This is a genomic window from Aurantivibrio infirmus (assembly GCF_054767315.1).
The window spans coordinates 335,189-361,147 of the sequence record NZ_BAAFSK010000005.1 but is presented as its reverse complement, the minus strand read 5'-3'; the positions used below and the strand labels follow the sequence as shown (position 1 = coordinate 361,147).

The 25,959-nt window shown below is 43.0% G+C and carries 18 protein-coding genes and 1 tRNA gene; 4 read left to right on the top strand and 15 right to left on the bottom strand.

Annotated features, from left to right (window positions below; all coding sequences use genetic code 11):
- Positions 1-72 precede the first annotated feature (72 nt).
- The gene (locus ACYUCY_RS13240) at positions 73-435 is read left to right on the top strand and encodes a DoxX family protein (protein WP_460226978.1); all 363 of its coding nucleotides are present in this window, start codon (positions 73-75) and stop codon (positions 433-435) included.
- A gap of 101 nt (positions 436-536) precedes the next feature.
- Here ACYUCY_RS13240 and ACYUCY_RS13235 read toward each other — a convergent pair whose 3' ends face one another.
- Entirely contained in the window at positions 537-1,235 is a 699-nt protein-coding gene (locus ACYUCY_RS13235; protein WP_460226977.1) for a TetR/AcrR family transcriptional regulator, read from the bottom strand.
- 232 nt (positions 1,236-1,467) lie between these two features.
- Between ACYUCY_RS13235 and ACYUCY_RS13230 the strand changes: the two genes are divergently transcribed.
- Positions 1,468-3,939: a TonB-dependent receptor gene (locus tag ACYUCY_RS13230; RefSeq protein ID WP_460226976.1), complete on the top strand. Its 2,472-nt coding sequence runs from the start codon at positions 1,468-1,470 to the stop codon at positions 3,937-3,939.
- A gap of 211 nt (positions 3,940-4,150) precedes the next feature.
- On the opposite strand, the gene ACYUCY_RS13225 is transcribed toward ACYUCY_RS13230, so the two are convergent.
- The 7 genes from ACYUCY_RS13225 to ACYUCY_RS13195 form a co-directional block, all read right to left on the bottom strand.
- Positions 4,151-6,169, bottom strand: coding sequence for a hypothetical protein (locus tag ACYUCY_RS13225; protein ID WP_460226975.1), 2,019 nt, complete (start codon positions 6,167-6,169; stop codon positions 4,151-4,153).
- A 312-nt stretch (positions 6,170-6,481) separates the two neighbouring features.
- A complete protein-coding gene (locus tag ACYUCY_RS13220; RefSeq protein WP_460226974.1) occupies positions 6,482-7,381 on the bottom strand; it encodes a putative porin in 900 nt (299 codons plus the stop codon).
- Between the two features lie 72 nt (positions 7,382-7,453).
- The gene (locus ACYUCY_RS13215) at positions 7,454-7,864 is read right to left on the bottom strand and encodes an RDD family protein (protein ID WP_460226973.1); all 411 of its coding nucleotides are present in this window, start codon (positions 7,862-7,864) and stop codon (positions 7,454-7,456) included.
- A gap of 336 nt (positions 7,865-8,200) precedes the next feature.
- Positions 8,201-10,300, bottom strand: a complete 2,100-nt coding sequence (locus ACYUCY_RS13210) for a TonB family protein (protein ID WP_460226972.1) — start codon at positions 10,298-10,300, stop codon at positions 8,201-8,203.
- Between the two features lie 948 nt (positions 10,301-11,248).
- Positions 11,249-11,324, bottom strand: a tRNA-Ala gene (locus tag ACYUCY_RS13205).
- A 327-nt stretch (positions 11,325-11,651) separates the two neighbouring features.
- Complete coding sequence (gene gltX, locus ACYUCY_RS13200) at positions 11,652-13,145, bottom strand: glutamate--tRNA ligase (RefSeq protein WP_460226971.1); 1,494 nt, start codon at positions 13,143-13,145, stop codon at positions 11,652-11,654.
- 48 nt (positions 13,146-13,193) lie between these two features.
- Entirely contained in the window at positions 13,194-13,892 is a 699-nt protein-coding gene (locus ACYUCY_RS13195) for a type 1 glutamine amidotransferase (RefSeq protein ID WP_460226970.1), read from the bottom strand.
- A gap of 238 nt (positions 13,893-14,130) precedes the next feature.
- On the opposite strand from ACYUCY_RS13195, the gene dusA reads away from it, so the two are divergent.
- A complete protein-coding gene (dusA, locus tag ACYUCY_RS13190; RefSeq protein WP_460227083.1) occupies positions 14,131-15,216 on the top strand; it encodes a tRNA dihydrouridine(20/20a) synthase DusA in 1,086 nt (361 codons plus the stop codon).
- 52 nt (positions 15,217-15,268) lie between these two features.
- Here dusA and ACYUCY_RS13185 read toward each other — a convergent pair whose 3' ends face one another.
- Positions 15,269-15,748 carry an STAS domain-containing protein gene (locus tag ACYUCY_RS13185; RefSeq protein WP_460226969.1) on the bottom strand — a complete coding sequence of 160 codons (480 nt, stop codon included), beginning with the start codon at positions 15,746-15,748 and terminating at the stop codon, positions 15,269-15,271.
- 1 nt (position 15,749) lies between these two features.
- Complete coding sequence (locus ACYUCY_RS13180) at positions 15,750-16,952, bottom strand: SpoIIE family protein phosphatase (RefSeq protein WP_460226968.1); 1,203 nt, start codon at positions 16,950-16,952, stop codon at positions 15,750-15,752.
- A 454-nt stretch (positions 16,953-17,406) separates the two neighbouring features.
- Here ACYUCY_RS13180 and ACYUCY_RS13175 point away from each other — a divergent pair, with 454 nt between their 5' ends.
- Positions 17,407-17,715 (top strand): PilZ domain-containing protein, encoded by a 309-nt coding sequence (locus ACYUCY_RS13175; protein ID WP_460226967.1) that lies wholly within the window; start codon positions 17,407-17,409, stop codon positions 17,713-17,715.
- Between the two features lie 104 nt (positions 17,716-17,819).
- On the opposite strand, the gene ACYUCY_RS13170 is transcribed toward ACYUCY_RS13175, so the two are convergent.
- From ACYUCY_RS13170 to hrpA, 5 genes are all read right to left on the bottom strand, one after another.
- A complete protein-coding gene (locus ACYUCY_RS13170) occupies positions 17,820-18,593 on the bottom strand; it encodes an MlaA family lipoprotein (protein WP_460226966.1) in 774 nt (257 codons plus the stop codon).
- Positions 18,594-18,786: 193 nt separating this feature from the next.
- The gene (locus ACYUCY_RS13165) at positions 18,787-19,284 is read right to left on the bottom strand and encodes a hypothetical protein (RefSeq protein WP_460226965.1); all 498 of its coding nucleotides are present in this window, start codon (positions 19,282-19,284) and stop codon (positions 18,787-18,789) included.
- An 86-nt stretch (positions 19,285-19,370) separates the two neighbouring features.
- Positions 19,371-20,408 carry a porin gene (locus ACYUCY_RS13160; protein WP_460226964.1) on the bottom strand — a complete coding sequence of 346 codons (1,038 nt, stop codon included), beginning with the start codon at positions 20,406-20,408 and terminating at the stop codon, positions 19,371-19,373.
- Between the two features lie 325 nt (positions 20,409-20,733).
- A complete protein-coding gene (locus ACYUCY_RS13155; RefSeq protein WP_460226963.1) occupies positions 20,734-21,708 on the bottom strand; it encodes a serine aminopeptidase domain-containing protein in 975 nt (324 codons plus the stop codon).
- 226 nt (positions 21,709-21,934) lie between these two features.
- On the bottom strand, positions 21,935-25,858 hold the full coding sequence (hrpA, locus tag ACYUCY_RS13150) for an ATP-dependent RNA helicase HrpA (RefSeq protein ID WP_460226962.1): 3,924 nt from the start codon (positions 25,856-25,858) through the stop codon (positions 21,935-21,937).
- Between the last annotated feature and the right edge of the window lie 101 nt (positions 25,859-25,959).

The following is a 25,959-nucleotide window of genomic DNA, read 5'->3' as shown; positions in this document are numbered from 1 at the left end:
TAATTAATTTTTCTGGTGGCTACGCAACCCCAGTCAACGTTGGAGTGATCTATGCAGGAATCCACCAAGTCTATGAAAATAATCGCGTGGTGCCTGCTAACCCCGATTGTTTTATTTTTATTAATGGCCGGCGGAACAAAAATCGCAGGCGTGAACCCGCTGTCCAGTATTGAATCAATGTCTCGCTGGGTTATGTGGATTGGATTAGGTGAAGTAACGGCGGCATTACTTATTTTGATTCCCCGCACATCGATACTTGGCGCTTTTGCGCTAAGCGCTCATTTGGGCGGCGCTATTCTTTTTCATATAATTCGCGGCGAGAATTTATTCGGTGCTTCGATATTTACGAGCTTTTGGTTTCAATCAACTTTATTACTTTGTGTTTGGCTGGTCGTTGTACTTCGTTACCCCGCCATTTTGACGAATTTCAAATGAGTTGTTTACGCTGATTTCTGAAATATTTGCCCATAAAATAATTATTCCATCACGCTAGATTTCTGTAACTAAATCGAAAATCATGCAGCACTGGTTTCTTTCTATTTTTTTACGCCCAATAACCACTGCAAAAAAGAACGCATATCCTGTTCGTATTTTTTCAGTGCGCCTGCTTCACCGGCAAGATGAGCACGCAAATAATATTGGAAAAAACCATCCAGCATCCAATAGGCCCGTTGCGCAGACATCTGAGCGTCTGTATTTGAAAGCGCTTTGGCTTTCGTAACTAGGTTATTTACCATATTGGCCAGTAGTAAATCGACTTCCTTCACACTGTCATTAAACTCAGATTCAAATAAGGCCTGTGATTTAATGTCGTACCAAAGCCGGTGCGTGTGGCTATCTTCAGCGACTGATCGGACTGAGCATTGCACAAATCCTTCTAGCAGTACGTTTATCGTGTTCGCGTCTGCAATTAAGGTATTAAATGCCTCAATAAAATCGAGCTTATATACGCGAGTGCAGTAGGCAATTAGATCAACTTTGTCTTCAAAATAATAATGTAAGGTTCCCAAGGAAAAACCCGACTTCGAAGCAATATCCCTCAAACTAGTATTTGCATAACCATTTTCGGCCAGCGCTTCTAGAGCGGCGGCGGCGAGCTCTCTGCGTCTTTCTTCAAATTTATTCGGCCTGTTGGCCCGGCCTTCTAAAATAACTTTTCTCGATTGTTCTGGCACGACTTCACTGCCTCCTTCAAGGCTAACATCCTGGGCTCTAAAATTTAGTAAGTGGATCATACCACCCTTGGCGGGTCTTTCTACATCACAGCAGCTTCACCTCCTGAACTCTTTCGTGCAGAAAAGGAATCATTTTCATCAGCTGGACGATCGTCCAATATATTTTGGACAAATGATATCTTTAATCTGGACGATCGTCCAACTTATCGATATGATCGGCTCTCGTTCGTAGGTGAATAACCAGTGAAGGACATCCTTTCTCGTGTCTTTCTATAATAATTTAGGAGCCACCATGAAAATAATGAAAACCATTCCGTCCATAAATATTTCGAATTTCAGCTTCCTCTCAACCGCTCTTCTAGTACCAGCCATATTATTTACCGCAAGTAACAGTAGCGCTGCGGGATTGGAAGAAATCGTTGTCACTTCCAGTAAACGGGTACAAAACCTTCAGGATGTCCCTGTATCAGTCTCGGCTATCAGCGGTGAAAAAATTAATACTTTGGGAATTCAACGAGCTGAGGAGTTATCCTCACTAATCCCCAACTTTAGCGTTCAACAAGATCCGATTGGCGACAAAATTAATATTCGCGGTATTCAGTCCGGTAACAATGCGGGTTTAGAACAATCTGTTTCTACTTTTGTTGATGGCATTTATCGCGGCCGCGGTGTGCAATCGCGCTTTGCATTTCTCGATGTTGAACGCATCGAAGTTTTGCGTGGACCACAAGGCACTTTATTTGGAAAAAACACGATCGGTGGTGCGGTAAGTATTATTTCAGCCAAACCCAGCGAGGTTTTCGAAGGTTCCATAACCGGCTTATACACCTTTGAAAACGTGGACGAAGTAGAAGTTAAAGGCCATATCACAGGCCCATTATCGGATAGTGTTCGCGGTCGATTGGCTTTTCAATCAAGAGAAATTAGCGACGGCTATATCGACAATATTTTTTACAATGAATCGACGCCACAACTTGATGAAACTGCAGTGCGCGGAACGCTGGAGTGGGATTTTTCGGCCGACACTCTAGTAACTGTAAAACTAGAATCCGCCGACTTTGATTTGCAAGGTCAAAATTTTAGCACCATTGAATCAGGCCCCATTGCGGGTTTCGGCCTGAAGGAAAACACTTACCAAGAATCAAATATCGGTTCTATTGATCCCATTCTTAATTTCGGTAGCAGCGGCGATCAAAAAGGCGATATTCTCGAGAGCTCTGTAATAATTCAAACTCAAATGGATGCCGGTGAACTCACAAGCATACTGTCTTATTCCGAATACGATTTTCAACGCTTGTGTGATTGTGATTTTAGTTTGTTAGATTTAATTCGCTTCGATGACGGAGAGGAATTTGACCAAACATCATTTGAAATGCGCTTTGCTTCAAATAGTGATGGCGCTTTTCAATATATTACCGGTGCATACATTCACAAAAATAGTTTATATGCAGACGCCGATACGTATTTCAATGTTCGCGGTGATGCGGCCTCAGGCGATCTAGCAATTGATACTGTTCTTAACTTGGGGTGTCTAGCTGGTGGTAGCAATCCTGGCGATCGTAATTGCATTGTCGCGGGTTTAGTCTCGACGTTTGATACTACGCCTTTAGAATATGTCGACTTTAATCGTTACCATTTTCTTGATCAGGATGATTCGGTCGCCGCCGCTTTTTTTCAAGGTACTTACGAAGTTAATGAAACTCTGCGTGCATCTTTAGGCTTGCGCTATACGCGCGAAGAAAAAGATGCGGTGCAGGCAGCATTTGCGGCCGACTACGGTACGCGTACCCCGAACAACGTGGTCGGCAATGAAACTTTGTACACAGGTGCAGCCGCGGGACTACAACCCTTTCTTACCATTGCTGAAGCTGTAAACCATACCAACAAATTAAATCGCAAAGAAAATAGCCTGACATGGTCAGGTAATCTGCAATGGGATTATTCCGATGACACACTCCTCTACGCTAGCGTTGCAACAGGTTTTAAAGCAGGTGGATTTAACACCTTTGCTTTTACCGCCGATCCGGATGAAGCGGAGTACGAAGAAGAGGAAGTGTTGAGTTTTGAAATCGGTGCAAAAATGTCTCTCCTGGACGATGCCGCTGAACTTAACATCGCTGTCTTTCACTCCGAGTTCGATGACATCCAAACGGCTCTTTTTACTGGGTCGGCGTCTTTTATTGTGCAGAATGCCTCCGCAGCTACTAGCGAAGGTATAGAGTTTGACGGTCGTTGGGCAGCAACGGACAACCTTCTGGTCTATGGCGGACTCGCGTATGTTGATTTCGAATTTGATGAATTCCCCAACGCCGGTTGTTATGCCGAACAACTTTTACAATTTCGGATCGACACCGCTAACCCCTTAGCAACCTTACAAGAATGTGGTGCCGCAGGAATTAACGATCTGTCCGGAAAAACGTCTGAAAACACACCAGAGTTTTCTGCCACCTTAGGCTTGCAACACACCCTAGAAATCGGCGATCAGTATCAGTTGTTTTCAAGCTTGGATTTAATTTATCAAGATGAACAATATCGCCAAGCGGATTTAGATCCTGTGAGTTTGGATGATTCGTTCTTCAAAGCAAACTTAGTTCTTAGCTTTGGTCCAAGCGATGCTAGCTGGGATATCTCACTGATTGTGAAAAACCTTACAGACGAAGAATCTTTTTCTTACGTCAACGACACACCATTAGTTGATGGTGCCCGACAGTTCATTCCGGATCGACCACGAACGATTGGTCTAAGTGCGAATTATCGGTTCTAAGTTGACGACTTTATTTACTAGAATTAGATCAAAAACATAATCAAAACAAGGATGTTTTCTATAACCAAGCTAAGCAATGAAGGGGCTATCTTGATATCTATTAATTCAGAGGAACCAAAATTGGGGGCCGATTTATTTAACCTGCACAAAAAATTATCTGGTGCGATCGGCAACTAAATCAGCCCACTTTATTAATATTATTTTCCAAATATCATTGCATTTTTAGCGTCATTTTCATTCCGTGGTTTTGATCATCATCTGTGAGAAAAATTTCCCCTTTTTTTATTTCTCGCTTTGGAAGCGTAAATTGATAGGTAACACTATCGAGTTTCAAGGTTAGTTTCTGTTCGTCAATAGACCACTTATTGACTGGTAAATAAAAATAATTACTTGGTGTATCCGGATTAAACCCAAACAGTCCGGTGTCTTGAAGCTCAATAAAAAACCCTTTTTTCCACATCGCTTGAACGTCTTGGGGAATAGCTATCGTAGGTGTTTTGGGAACGACGTTTATGTGCCAATAAGTGGGCAGTATAAATGGCTCAGCTACTACCGCTTCCTTTTCAGGGTTCACTGGTGTGGAACTTGCCACCGGAGGCGCTGGCACTTTAGAAGGCGAGGTCTGAATCGGTATTGTTCGGGTGTCATTTTTTTTCGTTGCTGCGGCGGGAGCTGGCTTTAAAGCCGCCTGCTGCTCAACAGTTTTTAGGTTGCCATTTATTACAGTGTACTGCGCCATCGATTCAAAGGTTTGACCTGGTGCGAATGCTGGACCACCGATGCGCGTCATGATGTCATTATAGGCCTTGATTTTATAGAGTAAATTTTTATATTCTCGACTAGATTCTGCTGTTTTTTTATGTACCCCACCTCTTTTTATTGCTTGCTGGTAAGATTCGAGTTGCCGCTGTAACTCTTCGGTTTGCGCATTCGCAAACAATACTTCAATCAAGCTGTATGAATTTTCGTGAGGCCGAATTGTGGGATCAGCACCATAATCCAAAAGCGCTTTTATAATTGCATAGGTAGCGACTTTCCATTGCTCAACACGCCAACCTGCGTATCGATACAGCAGAGTATCGGGCTCTAAAGCGTTTACTCCGGACACGCTGGGCGTATTTATCACTTTCAAGGACACTGGCTTATCGAACTTGAGTTGTAAACAGCGGGTGAACTCTTCTTCGACAAAGGGAAACAGAAAATCAAAATCGTATTGCTTATCCATCACATCTCGCGCCCATGCCACTTGCGCTTTTATTTCTGGATCATCAGGTACCGTGAGCATACTTAATTGTTTACGCTGCTCTTCGGTGGTAACAACACTTTCTCGACCACAACCGAAGGGTGGATGAACCATATATATAGCGTTTTGCCCTGGATTGAGATTTTGACCGATGAAGTGAAGAAAATTATATTGTGCAATTTCTTCTTCGTTTAATTTAACATCCCCTGCGTAACCCAATTTGCCTCGGTAAAACTCAATTTTTGCCACGTCATTCGCGCCCATAGCCTTAGCGAGATAATCTTTCGTTTTTGCACCAATGGGGGCTTGCTCATAAAAGAGTTTGATCAGCGCCATATTGCCGCTTGCGTAAACTTTATCCCAAACTCTCCCCGGAATGACGGACTCACCGTCTAAATGGCTTTGTGCCCGATCTGCCGATAACTCGCGAAAAAAATCAGCCGCAGGCTTAGCCAGAACCACTTTGATAGCGGCCATATCACCAGAATCGAGTGCGTCATAAATTTCAGCCTCGATGGCGAGATTTTGGTGAGATTTATAGCTCGCTTTACCGTCCTGACCGAACCCAACAGAAAGCCACTGTTTCGAGACGTCACCAGTAAATTGTCCGTCAGCACCCGCAAACTCCAACCAGTTCCCACCTTGAGTTACAACGAAATTAAGTCGCTCTTTTTTACCATCCTGGATCACCGATATGTAGCCCGCGCCAGACTCGACGATTGGCGTGTCCAAAAGTTTTCGCAAGAAAAATTTAGGCGGAAACTGCGATTGGTATGGAGTCGCTATCCAGCGTAGATAACGATTATCCCGCGTGATTTCAAACTCTATGAACCGGCCGCTAGAATCAGAGTTCCGCCACACTCCTATTAGATCCTTGTCAATTTCAGCGTAAGACGAGTTGACAAACACCAGAGAGAAAAACAACAAAGCACCAGTGCTGAAAGCAGACATCTGCAGAAAGCGTATAAAACGTGACGCATTACGCATGGATAATTCCTTAACTTAAAATTTAAATCGTCGATTTTCTAAGCAAAAATTGGCTTATGAAATAACTATATTTAGAGGTTTTTAAGATCAGCTTTTAGTATCACACACCGAATATGAACTCAATATGAACAAAGGCTTACCGACGAGTTATGTTCCGCTATCCATTCGAAAAATCGGTCTTTAAGAAACTGTCTGTTGATCCAAATATTAACTGCCGAATCACGATTAAACTGGATACGTAAAAAAGCACCCCTTTTCGGGTGCATTGAAATCAAACTCATGGCATATGGTATCGCTGTCGATTGTTAGCGTTTAAAGTCGGACTCTAGCACCGATATTAATATAGCGACTGGTAACATCGATAGCGTCATCAACATCGTCATCATAGCTAATTGCTTCAGAATGAATATTTGCGTAGATCCCAAATTTTTCCGTAATATCGAAATTAACTTGCGGCGTGAAAATTGCGCCAACGCCATCGGCGAAATCAAAGTCTAGAAAATCGAGTTGCAAACCCGCACCAACGGATAATCTTTGATTGATGTAGAACTTTATGTTTCCGCCAATAGAGGATCTCTCATCTTCCTCATCAAAATATTTATCTTCGTAAGAATAAGATTCACCAAATACATCGAAAGCAACTCTACCGCTACCGGATCCAACAACGTGTTTATAGTTTAGTCGGAGTGTTGTTTCGTCATCGTCTGGAAAAGCTCTAAATTCAATATCCGACGTTTTAAACTCAATTGTTAACGCACCATTATTACCGGTATAAAACCCGATCCCGAACCCATATCCGTTTTTCTTGCTATTGAAATTTTCGTAATCCTCTTCACCATCGACCAAAGAAGCCATTAAAATCAAATTTGGACCAGGTATAACAAAACGCCCCACTATCGTATTTTCACTTATCTCATAGTCACCGCCCAGCTCCTGATCATAGGTCAAACTGTCGAGGCTTACTGAAACTGAAGATTTTTTTGATAAAAAACCCGCTTCTTGGAAAGGTGTGCTATCGGTATCAACCAAGCCGAAATATATTTTTCCATCCAAATTATAGCGAGAAATATCATCAGTAAATTTCGGACCCACATCCGAATCAGTGGTATATTCCCCAGAGCCATAGCCCGCATCCAACTCAACCAAAAAATCGGCATAAGTGGACAAAGACACAGACAACATAGAACTCGCAACAAATATTTTCTTTAACATTTAAAATCCTTTCCATCGTTGAGGAGCGCAAGCAATGCGATCTAGATCGACCCTAGCCCAGGTTTCTGTTGGCTAGTAATTTTTTACTACAATCGTGTTAACAAATTTATCACCTAGGCGTTGACGGTTTTCACCAAAAATAAGAACAGCATCTATAATACCTAAAATTGGCGTAAAAACATTACGTATAAAAGACTGCCAAATATTACATGGCTTGCCCGTAGCTTTTGAAACAACCGATATACGAAAAGGTTTTTTCCCCAAACTTTGCCCACCTGGCAAAGAATCGGAGAATACAAAATAGAATGTCGGTATTGCAATAATCAGCGCATCAGCAAGTTTTCCATCAAACCCTATTGTTTTACAAAAATAAATTGTCAAGAAAAACAAAAGAGCTGATATAAGTCCAGCAGAAAATTGGGCTTGGTATCTTTTACCCGGATGGGCTAATTTGGCTCGCTTCCAATTAAATTCTTTTTGCATATTAATTACCTTGCATAATTGGCTGTCGCTTAAACCAGACAAAATTAAAGCGAAGATCAATTGAATTTAGGTTTCCGACTTTTGACTTCGAAAGCGGCAACTCTGGCCATCTGATTTCGCTCGCCGAAAAGAAGATTTTTTGATCTGACTCGAATCGATGTATCACCAAAACCTTCATTTAATCGAGTGCAAACGCAAGCCTTATTACCGCGTCCGTGATATTAGAATCAACCTTGCAAGAGCTTTCAAATAGGCCGTACAAGGTTAAACTTCTACACATTATCTGAATTAAATTACAATTTCTAATCTTTCACGTTTTGTTTAATATATATAACATTACCGACAATCGCCGCGATTTTTCGCGATCTCATAATTTGCACAGTTACCCAACTCGCATGCTTTCTGCCAATCCCAACAGCCCTTTACCTTATCCCCGAACTCGACCATGTACAGGAAACCTCGATTTTGAAAGGCTTTGTCATTTTTCGGATTCAATTGCAATGCGGTATCAAAATCCGTTAGTGCCTCAGATATCATTTCCTTTTCCGAGTAAGCATTTCCTCTGTTGTTATAGGCCTGTGAATTTGTAGGATCCAATTCTAGGGCTTTATTCGAATCTTCTATGGCCTCATCGTAAAATCCGGTCGCAATAAATGTCGACCCTCTATTAATATAAATTTCCGCATAATTTGGATTCAGTTTTATCGCCTTTTCAAAATCGACCATTGCAGAAGGATATCTTTTTAGGACATTTAACAAGTAACCGCGATTGTTATAGTTTTCCGCACTACTAGGTTCAAGCTTAATCGCTTGGTTAAAATCCGATATCGCATCGTCGAACGCACCGAGGCGCTGATAACTTATACCTCGCAAACTATATATCTGCCCCGCATTCGGTGAGAGGCTAATTGCTTTGGTGAAATCTTCTATTGCTTGCTTGTGTCTACCAAGATCTTGTTTTACGTATCCTCGACCTTTCAAGGCCTCGAGTAAACTTGAATCAATAGCAAGCACCGAATCGTAATCTAAGATTGCTTCTTCATAGCGTAATAATTTTCGATAAGAAGTGGCGCGAGCCAAATACCCTTCACTAGATTCCGTCAATCCTAAAGATGTGTCGAAGTCACTAATCGCAGAATCATGGTCTTGAGAAAACGCCTTCGCTAAACCCCTATTAAAGTAGTACTTTTGGTTATCACCCTCCAGCTTAATTGCCACACTGTAATGCTCAATTGATTTTTCGAATTCTCCAAGCTCCTTAAGCGCTATACCTTTATCGTTATATGCCAGTGCATAAGTGGGGTCCAACTCAATCGCTTTATCAAAACTTATTAGAGCCTCAGAATATCTAGCCAATTGATTTAAAGACAAGCCGCGATTGTAGTATGTAACACTGTAGTTTGGATCTAAAAATATTGCTTGATCATAATCGGAAATGGCCTTATCGAATTCCCCGATCCGGTGTAACACAGCACCCCGATTAAAGTACCCATAAAAATAATCTGGTTTCATAGAAATCGTCAAACCATATTCGTCTATCGCCTTTTGTAAATTTCCTTGCAGCTCGTAGACGATCGCACGACTGTTGTAAGCTTCGACATACCCTGGTTTTATCTCAATAGCCTCATTGTAATCTCGAAGCGCATATTCATAAGCTTCCATCGCCCTATATGCTTCTCCTCGATAATACAGCGCTTCACTTGATAGGGGATCCAATTCAAGAACTTTGTTAAAATCTGATAAAGCGTCATCTAACTTTTTCAATGTCAAATTACACCTTCCACGCTGTAAATATTTTCCGGGTGGCGCAGGATCTAGTCTAATCGCGGCACTGTAGTCCGCGACCGCTTGCTCACAATTATTCAACGCCTGATTAAATAAAGCTCTGAGCGAGAGGGCTATTCGCTGCAAGGTGTTTTTCTGGACCAGCGCCTCAGCTATATCAAGTCCTTTCTGATACTCACCTCTCTCAAAATAATCTTGGGCCTTAGAATACAATTCTCGCTCACTTAATAAGTCAGGCGATTGTTGCCCGCGATCATCGTCCAAACCGTTTGACTCGAAGCTAAATAAAAGCTTCGTCGTTACATCAGTCAATATAACAGGTCTTCCATCTTCGGTTATTGGGTCAAACTTCCACTTTCTAACTGCCTCAATAACCGCATCATCGAAAACATCTAGCGGTTCACTTTCAATTATTTTGATGTTCCTCGCTCGCCCATTTTGACTAACCGTGTACTTCACTACTACATGACCGGTGATATTTTCTTCAATAGCAAACTGAGGATATATCGGTGCAACTCGCTCGATAGGTTCCGCTGAAAAATCTTCTGGCATACCCTGTTTAGATTTTGTAATCGGAACTGAGTTTGGATTATTCGCTGCGCACGCTGAAATGAAAACAATGATAAATACTACAACACAAGCCTTTCTCATTTCTGAGCTCCTAACTATTTGGGTATTAATTTTTTGACTTTTCTAATTGCAACCCGTATCGAATGACTGAATACAAAAATAGGGACAGATTTATTTTTGTGGTGTAAAAAATAGTGCTCTTACTACCGCAAAATAGATCTGCCTCGTTTATATCACTTCAGTAATCTACGAAGCTTTTTCCGCAGCACCAAAGGTAAGAGCGACTATCTCATACGCGCGCAACTAATTTCTGCGTTCGGTGACTCACTTAAACCAAGCAATACATTTCCAATTTCATCAGCCAGGAAATATAAGATTTTGAAATTATTGACTAAATTATTTTCTACGGAGGGAGTTACTTGAAACGGAAACATCCTGTCGCACAAATCAACATTGCCCAATATTATATTTATAAGGCCTGATACTACACAAACACCAGAGTCGGGTGAATCATTAATTTGTTCTAAATATTATCTGGGAAAACGCTGAGGAACATTAGTTTTATTTTTTATCTATTCATCAAACAGTTGCACGACTTATGTTCAGCACTCGTGTTGTAGATATGCTGCAACCTCTCATCCCACTTTTTAAATATTTACGGCACCACACTCCGACCAGCAACCACCCAACTAGGCATTGCCAGCAAGAGCCCGTTACAAAACCTTCTGAGACAGGCCGTCGAAGAGAGCCACACGGACGTGTTTATGCGTGTTTTGTAATGGGCTCTTGTTGGCGATGCCGGGAAGGTTGAGATGTTTTCGCTCTATACAAACAAATTAATGAGATGTGAGCTAGATTAGAGATCTGTGCGGCGGGATGCATGAGGCACCTCCCTGTGCCTCACCCTGCGGGCAGCTCGGCTGTGCTAATTTGTTCCAGACAAATTTGTGAACCGGGAACTTTTGCCTCGCTCCCAATAAACACATGCAAATAAAAAACCCCCACTCTTTCGAGTGAGGGTTTTTTATTTGGTGGAGCTTAGCGGGATCGAACCGCTGACCTCAACACTGCCAGTGTTGCGCTCTCCCAGCTGAGCTAAAGCCCCGTAAATCGTTGGTTACTACTTTTGATTGGCAAAGCCAAACTTTCTATCCGCTTAGCGGGATGGACGCTCCCCGTCCTGGGTCGCGGGCTTCGCCCTTCTTCGCTACGCTGCGAATCCCAAATTCGTTCCAGACGAATTAGTGAACCGCTGACCTTTTATGCCCTTTGGGTACAACACTGCCAGTGTTGCGCTCTCCCAGCTGAGCTAAAGCCCAAGTGCCATGGATGGCACGAATGCCGTAAATGCAGGAGCAATTTTCGGCCTTAAATCGTTGTACTTTCTGAGGGCGGGCATTGTAACAGGAAGGCATCCCATCCTCTAGTCTTGTTATTCCCCAAATTTCTCCAACTTCTGGAACTCTTTTTCTAGCTTTTTCAAAGCCTTATTGCCGTATCCGCCTAGAGCTTCCACCGCATGGCGCAGTCTCGCCCGCGACATATCGGGGCCGAGTAGCACCATCGAATCCATGACCGAGAAAGAAGCCGAAGTCCCAGCGATAGCGATGAACAGCGGGGCTAGGAAATCTTTAAGTTTGATCTCCATGCCATCGGCCAAAGATTTCAACTCAGCGAAGATTAGATCCCGCTCCCAATGACGCAAAGCTTCTAGTCGCCATAGCGCGAATTGCAGAATAGTTTTTTGGTTTTCAACGGGAAGTTTATTCTCGCCAAAACTGGCTTCGGTGAGTGGCAACATCCCTGACAACAAGAATTGCGATAACGGTGCGAAGTCCGAAAGTGTCGACATGCGCTGTCTAGCATGGGGCAAAACTTGTAACAAATTCTCGCGGTTTAATCCCCAATTTTGCAATTCGTCAGCGAGCTGCTCAATGCTTAGATCTTCGCGAATCCACATACCGTTTAACCAAGACAATTTATCTTGATCGAAAATGGGACCACCTAAAGAAATACGGTTAATGTCGAAGTGATCAACCATTTCTTGGAAAGAAAATTTTTCGCGCTCATCGGGCATCGACCAACCCATACGGCCCAAATAATTTAATAAGGCCGGGGGTAAAAAGCCCATGCGTTGGTAATACAAAATACTGGTGGGGTTTTTACGTTTACTGAGTTTAGATTTATCAGGGTTACGCAATAAAGGTAAGTGGCAAAAAATGGGAACTTCCCAACCAAAATATTCGTATAGCTTTAAATGCTTAGGGGTTGAATTAATCCATTCTTCACCGCGAATCACGTGAGTGATATTCATTAAATGATCATCAACGACACAAGCTAAATGATAAGTGGGCATACCATCAGCTTTGACCAGCACTTGCATATCAATTTGCGCCCAATCGATATCTATTTGCCCACGCAACATATCTTCGACGCGGCAACTCCCCTCTTCGGGAATTTTCATACGAATAACATGAGGCTCGCCGGCGGCAAGTTTTCTGTCAATTTCTTCTTTACTAAGTTTTAAACCACGCCCATCGTACTTAGGCGTTTCGCCACGCTTCTGCTGCTCCACTCGCATTTCATCGAGTTCTTCAGCTGTAGCGAAACAATAAAAAGCGTGGCCTTTTTCAATTAATTCTTGCGCGTAGACTTTATAAATATCCATGCGCTCGCTTTGTCGATAAGGTCCGCAGTCCCCTCCTACATCGGGACCTTCGTCCCATTCCAAACCGAGCCAACGTAAACTATCAAATATTGCTTGCTCAGATTCTTTAGTTGAACGTGCTTGATCGGTATCTTCAATGCGCAATAAAAATTCGCCGCCGTGCTGGCGGGTAAAAACTAAATTAAATAATGCGATATAGGCAGTGCCTAAGTGAGGGTCACCGGTAGGTGAAGGAGCAATTCGCGTTCTGACTGTCATAGTTATTTTATTTCGTTCCCGTGTTTACTAATCTGTTCAAATTATTAATTAATTGATCGGACGCGCTACCAACTGATCAAGCAACGCTGCCATAATTTTATTGGTATTTTTAAAGTATTCTTTATTTTCTAACATTTGCGCTTCGCTTTGTACAAACTCGGAACCATCTAGCTCATCACCGCACTTCTCGATTAAGGTTTGCGCGGTACTCAAAGTCATTTCCAAATGAAATTGCAAACCAACTATTCGCTCGTCAATCACGAAGGCTTGATTTTCACAAGCTTCACTACTGGCAAAGTGCTGTGCGTTTTCTGGAATTGCAAAGGTATCACCATGCCAGTGGAAGACTTTCAAATCAGTGGGGATTACCTGTGCAATCTTTGAGTTTTCTGTTGAGAAAATATTTATTGGAAACCAACCAATCTCTCGATATTTATTTTTACTGACTTCTGCACCCAATGCCGCTGCAATTAATTGTGCACCCAAACAAATACCTAAAATGGGTTTATCGGTCGCGGCAACGTCACGAATAAATCCCGCCTCGTCTGTTAGCCATGGATACGCCTCGGCATCCCCAACTCCCATGGGACCACCCATCACTACCAGAAAATCAAAACTATTGAGAGCGGGCAATGGCTCATCCGCATAAAGACGAGTGAGGGTCATTTGATGGTGCTGCGCCTCTGCCCAATCGGCAATCGTGCCTGGCCCCTCAAACTCGACATGCTGTAGTACTTGAATCCGCATCGCCCGACCTACCCGTGTCGCCTGCTTAACTAGCGCTAAATAAAAAGACGCGCATGATACCACGTCAACGAATTGCCGTTACATGCACGACAGACATTCAGCTTCAGTTTCTTGGGGTATTCTCACCGGCTAAATTGATTATATTTATGTCCTAATAAGCCGTCCCGGTTTGCCACAATCTCTCCTAAAGGCTAAAATCGTTGGCCACACACTTCTCGATTTACTCTCCCACTTTTATATGCCCATGCCCTCTTCTACGCCGGACTCTCACCGCTTCTGCATTGCGCCGATGATGGACTGGAGTGATATGCATTGCAGGTATTTTTGGCGTCTGATCTCGAAGAACGCTTTCTTATATACAGAGATGGTGACCACCGGTGCGCTGATTCACGGCGATGTAAATCGCTTTTTACACTTCAACGAAGAAGAACATCCCCTAGCCTTACAGCTCGGTGGCAGTGATCCGAAAGATTTGGCGACTTGCGCAAAAATTGCGGAGCAATGGGGGTACGACGAAGTGAACTTAAATTGCGGCTGCCCCAGCGATCGCGTTCAATCAGGTCGATTTGGCGCCTGCTTAATGGCTGAACCAAACTTGGTCGCTGATTGCATTAAAGCCATGCAGGATGCAGTTTCAATTCCTATTACCATCAAACATCGCATTGGTATCGATGATCAAAACGAAGATGAAGACTTAGATACTTTTGTTAGCACTATCGCGGCAACGGGATGTAAGACTTTTATTGTTCACGCGCGAAAAGCTTGGCTTGATGGCTTAAGCCCTAAAGAAAATCGAGAAGTCCCACCCTTGAATTACGCACGTGCGTATAAACTCAAACAAGATTTTCCGGAACTGAATATTATTCTCAATGGCGGCCTCACTACAATTGCAGAAAGCCAAGAACATTTACAGCATGTTGACGGCGTCATGATGGGGCGCGAGGCTTACCACAACCCTTTTGTATTATCCCAGGTGGATTCAGTGTTGTTTGGCGACGAGCCCATCGATCTAGACCGTAGACAGATTTTAGAAAAATTTATGGAATATTGTGAGAGCCAATTAAATCTCGCTCGCAAACTAAAATATTCGTTATCGACTACAAAGCCTATCGACAAACAAGTCGGCCAAGTGTCCGCCGAATATGTCAGCCGCACCAAACTACAACACATGGCGCGTCACGTACTGGGTTTATTTTACGGTGAAGCGGGAGGCAAACGATTTCGACGTTACTTGAGTGAAAACGCAACACGCCCAGAAGCCAACGGACAGACACTATTAAACGCTTATGCGGCGATGATTGAGCGAAGTGGACGTAATATGTAAAAGAAATGTTTTAGGGGTTATTTGGTCGCGGGATCGCTGTAAATTTTTATTGTTAACCTTCTAAGGTATTCACCAAATCACGAAATGTTTCGCGATTCGCTTCATTCAGCTGCATTAAAATACTATGCGCTTCTAAGACGCGTTTTTTTGCACTGACTTCATCAACATCGGCAATACAAATATGTTTGCATTGTTCTGAAACCTGAGAGGGTTGGTGAATAATTTCTAAGATATCGCCAAAGCCCATAGTTTCGAGTAAACGATTAACGCTAGGATTGGTTGAGTAAACGACAGGAACAACACCGCAACGATCTTTGGATAGCAAAGCGATTTTTGCCATTAAACCAAAAGTAGTGCTGTCGATGGCTTCTGCATCTGTTAAATCAAATAATATTGAGCAGAAGTCACTGCCTTTAAACATTGAATCGATAAATTTATCGAAAGACACACATAGTGTTAAACGTACATCACCGATCATTCTGATAACGTGCGTACCGTTATGATCAGCTACCAATATTTGTCCCGCTTGCATATCAATGACCTCGTGTAACCATTAATACTGCTATGTCATCTGGGTAATCGCTATTTGCTTCAATACCTAAACAACGACATAAGTTTTCAATGGTCATTTCACCTTCCATATGAGACACCCGATCTAGCAAAAGTGTTTCCTTTTCTTCTATTTCATTTCCCGGCAGTATTTCAAAAATACCGTCTGAAAACATAACCATTACACATTTTTCTGGAAGCGAAATTTCATACACTTCCCACTCAATATCATGAAACAGACCTAAAGGTTTCCCCTTACCTTTTAAAAACTCTGTCCCTTCCTCAGTACGCAAAATGGGCATGGGTAGATGCCCACCTACAGCATAGCGCATTTTATGAGTTTTGCAGTCTATCGTGCCTTGAAACGACGTAAGGTGATTCTCCAAACGCGTTGCAATTAACTCGCGATTAATGCCTTGCAAAAGTAGATTTGGCGCTTCGGTAAAGACAAATTTTTCATCACCGTCAAAAAATATTGATCGGTCCCTTAACAATTGCCGGACTAAAAATTTTAGCCAAATGGTAACAAAAGCAGATGAAGCACCATGTCCCGAAACGTCGACTAAATAAAAACCCAAATACTGATTTAAGAAATACGCATAATCGATAAAATCTCCACTTAAATAGAGCGAAGGATTTATATAGCGCGAAATTGTATAGCCGCCGCGTGAAACTGGCGTTGGCGGTAATAAGCGTTCTTGTACTTGGTGGCCCGCTTTTTGATCGCGCTCAAATAATTGTAAAGTTTTAAGGAGTTCGCTATTACTGTGTTCCAATTCATCTCGGTAACGCCGGTTTTCTGCGACCAAGTCTTTATGCTCTAAACCCTGCTTAATTGCATGTTCTATTACTTTCATGTCGGCGATGGGTTTAATCAAATAATCACTGGCGCCTAAGCGCAGTGCTTCGACCACATCGTCCATCACTCCCACACCAGAAATAACAATTACCGGAACTTCTGGTGCTTTAGCAGTTATTTTTTTTAATACTTCCAGACCACTCACATCTGGCATCATCAGATCGCTGAGCACGAGTTCAGGTTGGAAGGAATCGAATAATGCCAAGCCAGCGAGACCGCTATCAGCCTCTTTGATGAGATAACCACTATCTTCTAGATATGCCGCCACGTTTTGGCGTACTGCAGTGTCATCATCTATGATGAGCAATTTCCTGATATAGGCCTCCATTGAACACCTATGTCTAATTAATCAAAGTCTAATCAATCTAGTCTCTACCAAAGCCTCAACCTTCAGAGTCTCGACCTTATGAGGCTCGATCTTTCGAACCTTGTTCAACCCCAGTAAAGCACTCTCAGGAATTGTTCGGTTTTTCAGCGAAATTTAAAGCGCGGTACACTACTCCTTTATGTTTGGAGGCGCAACAACTTCAAGCCTGAAATTAACCGACATTTGATATAGACTGTGCGGACGTATTTTCGCAGATGGTGGACTTAAATCTTCAGTAATTACTCTTAGATTCTGCCAAATTTTGTTGATAAAACTTAAACGACAAGGCTGTGAGGCGTACTATACTTTGGTTTATAAAATTGATAGTTAGGGACAAGAACTATAAGGGACGATTTAGGGCAAGCACTGGGCTTCGCAAACAATAGCCGCACTGGGGATACAACGAGAGAATCTGATGAATCGAAATAATCGCAACTATAATGAAAAGCGCAACTTCATCCGAATGAAGATCGACACACCTGCCAATGTCAGCATCGAGAATGATGGACAAAGCGTAAATGGCGTGTGTCGGGATTTGAGTGGCGGCGGAATGCTAATCGAGACTGACGACAAACTAGAGATTGGTTTGGAGTTAGAAATCCAACTGGCTTCTCACCACGCGGAAAGCCCGATGTTAAAAGCTAGAGCTCAGGTAGCCCGAGTTCAAGAAAACCCTTCTGGAACCTATACCTTGGGATTAGAAATATTAGAGATGCTCGATTAGATCAAAGACTTATTTCAAGCCACTTTTTTCACTTATAAAAGGCCGCGAGTCATTAGTACTCACGGCCTTTTATTAATTCATAACAACGCTAAATGTAAACGACGCTAAAACTCAACTTCGCCGTATTCTTCATCACCAAAGTCACTGCCAAAGTCACTCTCTATTTGCCCGTCATTCACCAGATAATCTCGCCTTTGAAGATAGCCTTCTCTGAAAAATATATAACGATCACCGGATATCAGAGCCTCTGCCTCCAGTAAACCCACTCGCGTATCGATGAAATCTAAGGCTCGAACACTGTTTCGAGTGGGAATATCGTCTAGCTGGCCAATTGGATCTGCGACCCAATCAAGAGGTAGGCCAGCAGTATCTCGAAGTGTGCTGGGCCCAAGGAAAGGCAGCATAATAAAAGGCCCATCGGGGACCCCCCATACCGCTAGGGTTTGTCCAAAGTCCTCACCCTCGCTCTTCTCTAAATTAACGTGCTGTGCAACATCAATAAAACCACCAATGCCAGCCGTCGAATTCACCAAGAATCGCCCAGTATCATTTCCTGCTTGCTTCCATTTCCACTGTAAAACGTCATTAAGTATATTGCGAAGCTCAAGGAGATTACTGAAGAAATTTGAAATGCCGGTTTCGATGAAATTTGGCGTTACGAATTGGTAGGCTGTCGCGACGGGCTTAAGAACCCAACGATCAAGAGTTTCGTTAAATACGAACACCGAACGATTTAAACCTTCCCAAGGATCAACATTTTTCTCCTCCTCTGCTGCATCTTGCCCATAAGCGCTTACGCTTAAAAAGACACTTAACAATAGCGAGGAGAGAACACGGGGGTTAAAAATTCGGGATTTGATTAATGAGAGCATGGCCATTCCTTCACCTCGGCTTCTTTTTAATCAGAGAAGCAATTGAATCAAAGTAAAACGGATTGAAAAAAGTCGCCGCAGTATGCTGTTTTAGCGCTAATTTGTGAAGGCTAGAATAAGAAAAGTATCAGATGGATTTGTAGATGAGCGGGGTGTTACATGAGAGGGCTTCCGCTTCAGAAACCGCACTTTGCATCCGCTAAAGGCAACTAAAACGATAACTCAACAAATAACCGTGCTCGATTGGCTTAACCAATTCTTGGTGATTTTCCCATCCATTTGGACATTTTTCAGCCATGCGCTTAAAAATACCTAATCGAGCAGATTCAGGGCCACCGCTAACAGAGAAAGGGGCTGATTCTTCGAAAATAGTGCTCGAGTCGAGTGCAGGCGTAGCCTTTCTCTCGGAATTTTTACTCTTAGTTTCAGTGGAGTTAAGGTTCGCCGACGTTTTTGGGCTCGTGTTAACTTGGTCGCTGTCTTTTTTAACACTGTCGTTATGATCCGTTTTACGGCCAAACTTTTTATCTTGATTGCATTCCATATGCATGCGATGAAATTCTAAAGTGTCCGCCATATCTACGGTCGCTTCACATTCCTTTTCGGCCGAAAAACTTTGTGTAGAAAAAGCCAATAAAAAAGCTGCTGTGAATAAAACCGAAGGGAGAGACGTTCTCGTATGTGTTACTGGTTTCATTTTATTTCCTAACAGTTTTTTAAATGGATAATGAATAAAAAAGTGCTTACAAAAAAGGGAGTGCGAAAACACTCCCTGTTTCATTTTTAGAACTTGTGTTCCATACCGACGCCGAATACGGTTTCTTCAGTGTCGAAAATACCTGATTCATCTTCGTTCTTAGTGAAAAAAGCAAACCATTTGGTATTTTTACCTAACTTTTGATCGTAACCCAATGACAAGGTCGTGGCTTCGAAATCATTCTTTAACTGCGCATCATCTTCAGTCATTCCGTACTGGGCCTTAAACACATGCTTACCCAATTTGTACTGTCCACTGACGAATATGCCATCTTGATCAACGATATCAACCGTTTCTGAATCTTCCGCTTGTTGGTACATAAAACCAAATTGAAAATCGCCAGGGCTCCACTGTGCCACTAAACGGATGATATCCATCAAGAACTCATCATTAGCGCCAATTAGAGGGCTAAAGTTGCTAACCGTAGGGTCATCCGAAACGACGTCCTGATCAATGGCAACTGCGAACAGCAAATCATCCAAGGTATAGGTTAACGCTAGCGATATTCCGTCAGCCAAGTCATCAGCTTCGTTAGTACCGACTTGCTCTTCACCTTGATCTGTAGAAAACGCAACCGAAGCCGCAAAACCTGCGATTGTGGGAGAGGTGTACATGACAATATCGTTAATACGATTTTCACCCGCGAATGTTTCTTTGATGTCTCCCGTCAAATCGTTAAACAAATCGATTTTGTTTTGCGCCATTTTTAACGGCGTATCATGTTTTCCCGCGATGACCGTGCCGAAATCCCCGGTCAAACCTACATAACGGTTCCTGGTACGTAAATCGCGATTATCATCACCAGTCGCGTCAATTTCCCATTCAATTTTGTAAATAACATTCAAGGAATCATTTAGCTCTGACTTCCCTTGCACGCCAATTCGCGATGCATTGGTCTTTAGCTCCCACTCGTCAACATCATTGCCGGTACCAGGTACATCTAACTCCTGGTTTTCGAGGGAGAGAAAAATCTTTCCGTAAAGTTCGCCATCGATTGGGCCTTCTGCATATACGCCAGTTGCCGCCATTGACGCGAGCACTAGTGGTAAGATTTGTCGTTTCATAAGGTTACCCTTCTATTGTGTAGGTTTGAGCTCAATAAACATCCGCTAGTAGAGACGAATCTAATCATCGAGTTCCATTGTCTTTATGGTGTTGGATAATTGCCTGCAAATGGGGCGCATGAATTATCTGGAAATGGATTTTGGGAGTTAAATATTTCAAAGATATTACAGTTGTCATCTAATTGACTTTTTTTAGTCTTTTTATGGCAATATTTTTGAAATACTTCGCCTCTCGAACGAGCGCGGTTCATATTGTTGGGAGGTTTTTGGGCCTATGATGCTCACTGCGTGTGAATTATTGTTAGCTTTTCACTTTGTTAGGCGTTTAAACCAACAAATCGTCGGTATCTTCTTCTTTGTCGCCTTGTTTAGCAGTCATCAAAAGTTCACGCTCTTTTAGCCAATCATTGAGTTGTTGAAAATGATCTTCACAACTCGTTGGGTGCTGTAGTAGACCCTTGGAAGAATAATTCCTCTGGCTACCGCCACTCTTACCAACAGTAAACAAACGAGCATCATGTTGGCCCATCTCTTCAATCCAATGACGACAATCATCGGCATTACCCCATAAACCCGCATGAAGATTTGCAAAATAGGCATTGGCTGGGAGTTTTGTGGCTTGAAGTGCGTCGCCATAATTGAACTTATCAACGGGATCACGCCAATCCTCACCATTCAACCAACGCTTCCACACAGATAGAGATAAACGGGTTTCTCTTTTAATTGATTCACTGAAAGGGATTCCGACATAACCATTTAAAAAGCTGTAAACCGCAGAGGTACCGGACCACAATCTGAACCCCATGAGTTTACGCCAAGAATCCAATTGGCACTGACGGGACGCCGCGAAATGGGCCATCCCCAAGACTGGTGCCGAGAGTTGCTGCAAACGAGCGTACGCACACAATAGCAAAATACTACCCATCCCCTGCCCCAACCAAAATTGGGCTACACCAGGGCGGAGTTTTTCTAGCATGCCCAGATGGGCGGGAATATCTTCGACGATCGCCTCATGCAAACCCCAATCAGAATGCCGACCCACTTTAGGCCAACTATTACCTTTACCGCGCAAATCAGCTAAGTAAACATCGTAACCTTGGGCCGCTAGAAATTGCGCTAACCCAGCTTCGGAACGATCGGGAAGAAAGACTTGAGAATTTTCAAGAAAACCAGCCAGCATCAATATCGGTGTGCCGGTAGCATTGCGATAACAGCGTCGGAGTTCTAGCTGATTACCATTAACGAAGACGTTATGGGATTCAATACGAAGACGAACACCTTTCCACGTTATATTTTGCATAGCGACCGTGTACTACCTGGTTATTATGTGGGCGCATTCTAGCCAAGAGTGTCATAGAAACCAAGCCTTAAGGTGGGATTACGCCAAAAGTCGCAAAATAAATCACACTAACTCTAATGATTTACTATTAGCAATATCGAGAAAAAACGAGTCCATTTTTTATGGAGCTGAGCTGTAATAGGAGTACGCAAAATTAAGAATGATGGAAGCATAGAGTTATTGTTGTTTAATTTTTCTGGCTTCTTTGTCGCTCGATAAGCGCCCATTGCTTATCGAGTCGTTTTGGCGAAATCGGAAAGCGTGTTTTCATCGGTTGCGCGAACAATGACAAACGAAACTCCTCTAACATCCAACGATATTTTTCCAGTTCCGCGTCACTTTTCAAAATCCAATCATCTCCACTATTCCAATAGTCCGCGAGGCGAGACGCATAAACTTGAAACTCTTCTTGACGCTCTAAATCTTTTTGAATTTGTGAATCGGCTTTTTCTAAGCGTTTTTCTATGCCAAGTAAATAACGGGGGAGTTGCTGCAAATTTTCCATCGGCGTGCTAAATAAAAACCCAGGACGAAATAACTGTCTGATTTGCTCGCCAATATCCTTTTTTATTGACACAAAAAGAGAAGATTGATTGCGGCTTACCATGCTTGCTTGGATAGCAACGACACCACGCGCTAACTCAAGCACCATCCTTTCTAGCTCTGTTGCCTTGGCAACAAAATTTTCTTTCCCTCTCTCAATGGCTGCATGATAATTATTTTTGTTTCGCGGCAAAGGCGCTGAACCCACGCAGACATCAAACACTGCCGCACACAACAAGTCTTCCTTCAGCGATGCTGGGTTTTCGAAACACGACAATGCCAGAGCAATATTCTTTGCGGAAAAAATCGACTTGGTTAAATATTTCGTGGCTTGTTTGAACTCCAACAACAGCAAGCGGGTCAAACCCTTTTTGTAAGCGTATTCCGCTTGTGCGGGATCATCAAATAACCTTAAGTCGACACTCTCGCCATTGTCGACCAAGGCAGAATATCCAACCGTAGTGATCCCACCTTTTTTCAAATGAACGGTTTCTTTTAATTCTTCAAAATCCCATTCGACGATATTCTTTCGCTCCATATCATCGCCTGCACTGCGAATACTTTTTTGTAGGCGATCTCGGTAGCTCGCCCGAAGTGCATTCAGATCACGATTTGAATCTACTATTTTGCCTTTTTCATCGAGCACTTTGATATTAAATCGGTAATAATCATCCACCGCGCTTTCGTTCCAAGCGGATTCTGGGACATCAACGGCACTGATTTTTTTTAGTTCATTAGCCAGAGCCAAGCTCAAAGCATCGTCAGAAGGAGTAAGTTTTGGCAAAATCCGATCAACAAAATCCGGTACCGGAACGAAATTTTTTCGCCATTGTTTTGGCAAAGACTTCACCAGTTGAATACATTTTTCACGAAACATGCCCGGCACCAACCACTGCAAACGATTTTCTGGGACTAGGTGTAACGCATGTATCGGGACATGAATGCTAACGCCATCTTCCTTGTGGCCCGGTTCAAAATGGTAACTTAAAGGATAGCTACGATCCTTCCATTGCAGCTGATTTGGAAACTGAGCCTGAGTGATTTCTTCGGCATCATGGCGCATTAATAAATCACGGGTTATAAACAATAACTTGGGAGAATCCTGTTCGGCCTGTTTGCGCCAGTGCTCAAAACCCTGCAAATTTACTACTTTGCTAGGAATTCTCTCATCGAAAAATTGAAACAACTCCCTGTCTTCAACAATTACATCGCGACGACGAGATTTCGCTTCCAGATCAAGCAGCTCTTTAATTAATGCTTGGTTGTGTTGAAAGAACTTTGCATTTTTGCCACGAGGACTTTGGTATTTTGCTTCAACCAAAGCGGCTTGAATAAATATTTCCCGCGCTTCTTTTGGATCAATGTGGCTGTAATCAACCGGTTTCTTATCTTCCAAGACAACGCCGTATAAGGTCGTTCTTGCAAAAGCCATTACCTGACCGCGACGACTTTCGTAATGGGGCTCAAAATAATTGCGTTTTATTAAATGCTTTGCGCTTTCAAGAATCCATTCTGGCTCTACCTTCGCAACGCAGTGGGCGTAAAGCTTTGTGGTTTCAATCAACTCAGACGCCGCGATCCACTTCGGTGATGCTTTAAATAAAGATGACCCTGGAAAAATTGAGAAACGACGATTGCGCGGTCCAATATACTGGCGTTGCTCATCAAGATTACCAATATTTCCTAACAGCCCCACTAAAAGGGCTCGATGAACGGTTTCTAAACTTGCGGATTGTTTGTTTTCACGAAAGCCCAGTTTTTTTGTTGCCAATCGCAACTGGTGGTGCAAATCACGCCATTCTCTTATTCGTAAAAAAGACAGAAACTCTTTTTTACAACGATTGCGTAACTGATTTTTCGACACCTCTTGGCGCAAGGTTTCGAGGTAATTCCAAAGGTTTATGTAGGCCAGGAAGTCCGAACCCTTCTCGGCAAAACGGCGATGTTTTTCATCAGCCGCCTGCTGTTTATCAGCGGGTCGGTCGCGGGGATCTTGAATGGTTAAGGCGCTGACGATCAACAACACCTCGCGTAAACAATCCAGTTCGGCGGCGGCAATACACATTCTCGCCAAGCGTGGATCAACAGATAATTGCGTCAGTTGTTTACCGATGGGCGTCAGCCGCCCTCGCTTGTCTAAGGCTTGTAACTCTTCTAGTAATTTATAGCCGTCGTTAATGAGACGGTGGTCAGGAACATCAACAAACGGAAAGTCGCGGATATCACCAAGACCCAGTTGTGCCATTTGTAAAATAACCGTCGCGAGATTACTACGGGCAATTTCTGGTTCCGTAAATTCTGCTCGACTATCAAAATCCGTTTGTTCATATAAGCGATAGCAAACCCCGTCGCTCACACGACCACTGCGGCCCTTACGTTGATTCGCACTAGCTTGAGAAATAGCCTCTATCGGAAGACGTAACACTTTTGTTCGATAAGAGTAGCGACTAATGCGAGCATAGCCGGGGTCAATGACATAACGGATTCCCGGGACGGTAATCGATGTCTCCGCAACATTGGTTGCCAACACAACTCGCCGACCTTTATGGTTTTGAAAAACTTTCGTTTGCTCCGCCAAACTTAAACGAGCATACAATGGCAGTACATCCAAGTGCGGAAAATTCGCTTTCCGAATTGCCAATGCAGCTTCACGAATATCTCTTTCACCACTAAGAAATACCAATATGTCACCGCGTTTTTCAGTAGACGATTTTTTTTCTACCGCAAGAATTTCATCAATTGTTCCAACTAAGGCATCAGTAATACTGTCTTCTTCAATACGTGGACGATAAATAACATCAACGGGATACGTTCTTCCCGATACCTGAATAATCGGCGCATTGTTGAAATGTTGTGAGAGCCGTTCTACATCAATAGTCGCAGACGTAATGATCACCTTTAAATCGGGGCGTTTCGGCAATAATTGTTTTAAGTAGCCCAATAGGAAATCAATGTTGAGACTGCGCTCGTGGGCTTCATCAATAATGATTGTGTCGTAGCGATTTAAGTAACGATCGTTTTGAATCTCGGCGAGTAAAATCCCATCGGTCATTAATTTAATATGCGTGTCTTCACTGCTATGATCAGTAAAACGAACTTGGTAGCCGACACTCGAACCGAGTTCAACTTTTAATTCTTCAGCAATCCGATTGGCCACGGTTCGTGCGGCAATTCTTCGTGGCTGCGTATGACCAATAGTGCCAAACACTCCTCGCCCCAGCTGCAAACACATTTTCGGTAACTGTGTGGTTTTTCCTGAGCCAGTTTCACCAGCGACAACCACGACCTGGTTGCTTTCAATCGCTTTCGTGATATCTTCGCGCTTTTGAGCGATGGGAAGCTCATCTGGAAACTCTATAAGGGGAACGTTTTTACGACGTCGTTCAACGCGGGAATGGGATTCCTGAATGGCCTGCGTTAATCGCAACAACACCTGATCAAAGGGCTTTTTTTGTTTTTGTCTCGCGAGGAGATTGCTGAGCTGTTTTTGCAAACGAAAACGATCCGCCACGAGACAGGTCGATATATCTTGGCGAAGAGAGGAAATAGAAAAATCAGAATTAGTCATGACTGAAAAAGGGCTTGTTGCGAAATTTAGCCATGAACTACAAAACCTTTGAATAAGCGGAAGATTTTTATGCTAACAAGGACAAGTAATTGCTCCTGCAC

Excerpts from the sequence above, each read along its gene's own strand:
- ACYUCY_RS13235 (WP_460226977.1), bottom strand. The coding sequence starts at position 1,235 with ATGATCCACTTACTAAATTTTAGAGCCCAGGATGTTAGCCTTGAAGGA.
- ACYUCY_RS13220 (WP_460226974.1), bottom strand. The coding sequence starts at position 7,381 with ATGTTAAAGAAAATATTTGTTGCGAGTTCTATGTTGTCTGTGTCTTTG.
- ACYUCY_RS13230 (WP_460226976.1), top strand. The coding sequence starts at position 1,468 with ATGAAAATAATGAAAACCATTCCGTCCATAAATATTTCGAATTTCAGC.
- dusA (WP_460227083.1), top strand. The coding sequence starts at position 14,131 with ATGCCCATGCCCTCTTCTACGCCGGACTCTCACCGCTTCTGCATTGCG.
- ACYUCY_RS13185 (WP_460226969.1), bottom strand. The coding sequence starts at position 15,748 with ATGCAAGCGGGACAAATATTGGTAGCTGATCATAACGGTACGCACGTT.
- ACYUCY_RS13155 (WP_460226963.1), bottom strand. The coding sequence starts at position 21,708 with ATGCAAAATATAACGTGGAAAGGTGTTCGTCTTCGTATTGAATCCCAT.
- ACYUCY_RS13175 (WP_460226967.1), top strand. The coding sequence starts at position 17,407 with ATGAATCGAAATAATCGCAACTATAATGAAAAGCGCAACTTCATCCGA.
- ACYUCY_RS13180 (WP_460226968.1), bottom strand. The coding sequence starts at position 16,952 with ATGGAGGCCTATATCAGGAAATTGCTCATCATAGATGATGACACTGCA.
- ACYUCY_RS13160 (WP_460226964.1), bottom strand. The coding sequence starts at position 20,408 with ATGAAACGACAAATCTTACCACTAGTGCTCGCGTCAATGGCGGCAACT.
- ACYUCY_RS13215 (WP_460226973.1), bottom strand. The coding sequence starts at position 7,864 with ATGCAAAAAGAATTTAATTGGAAGCGAGCCAAATTAGCCCATCCGGGT.
- ACYUCY_RS13170 (WP_460226966.1), bottom strand. The coding sequence starts at position 18,593 with ATGGCCATGCTCTCATTAATCAAATCCCGAATTTTTAACCCCCGTGTT.
- hrpA (WP_460226962.1), bottom strand. The coding sequence starts at position 25,858 with ATGACTAATTCTGATTTTTCTATTTCCTCTCTTCGCCAAGATATATCG.
- ACYUCY_RS13165 (WP_460226965.1), bottom strand. The coding sequence starts at position 19,284 with ATGAAACCAGTAACACATACGAGAACGTCTCTCCCTTCGGTTTTATTC.
- ACYUCY_RS13195 (WP_460226970.1), bottom strand. The coding sequence starts at position 13,892 with ATGCGGATTCAAGTACTACAGCATGTCGAGTTTGAGGGGCCAGGCACG.
- ACYUCY_RS13210 (WP_460226972.1), bottom strand. The coding sequence starts at position 10,300 with ATGAGAAAGGCTTGTGTTGTAGTATTTATCATTGTTTTCATTTCAGCG.
- gltX (WP_460226971.1), bottom strand. The coding sequence starts at position 13,145 with ATGACAGTCAGAACGCGAATTGCTCCTTCACCTACCGGTGACCCTCAC.
- ACYUCY_RS13225 (WP_460226975.1), bottom strand. The coding sequence starts at position 6,169 with ATGCGTAATGCGTCACGTTTTATACGCTTTCTGCAGATGTCTGCTTTC.
- ACYUCY_RS13240 (WP_460226978.1), top strand. The coding sequence starts at position 73 with ATGAAAATAATCGCGTGGTGCCTGCTAACCCCGATTGTTTTATTTTTA.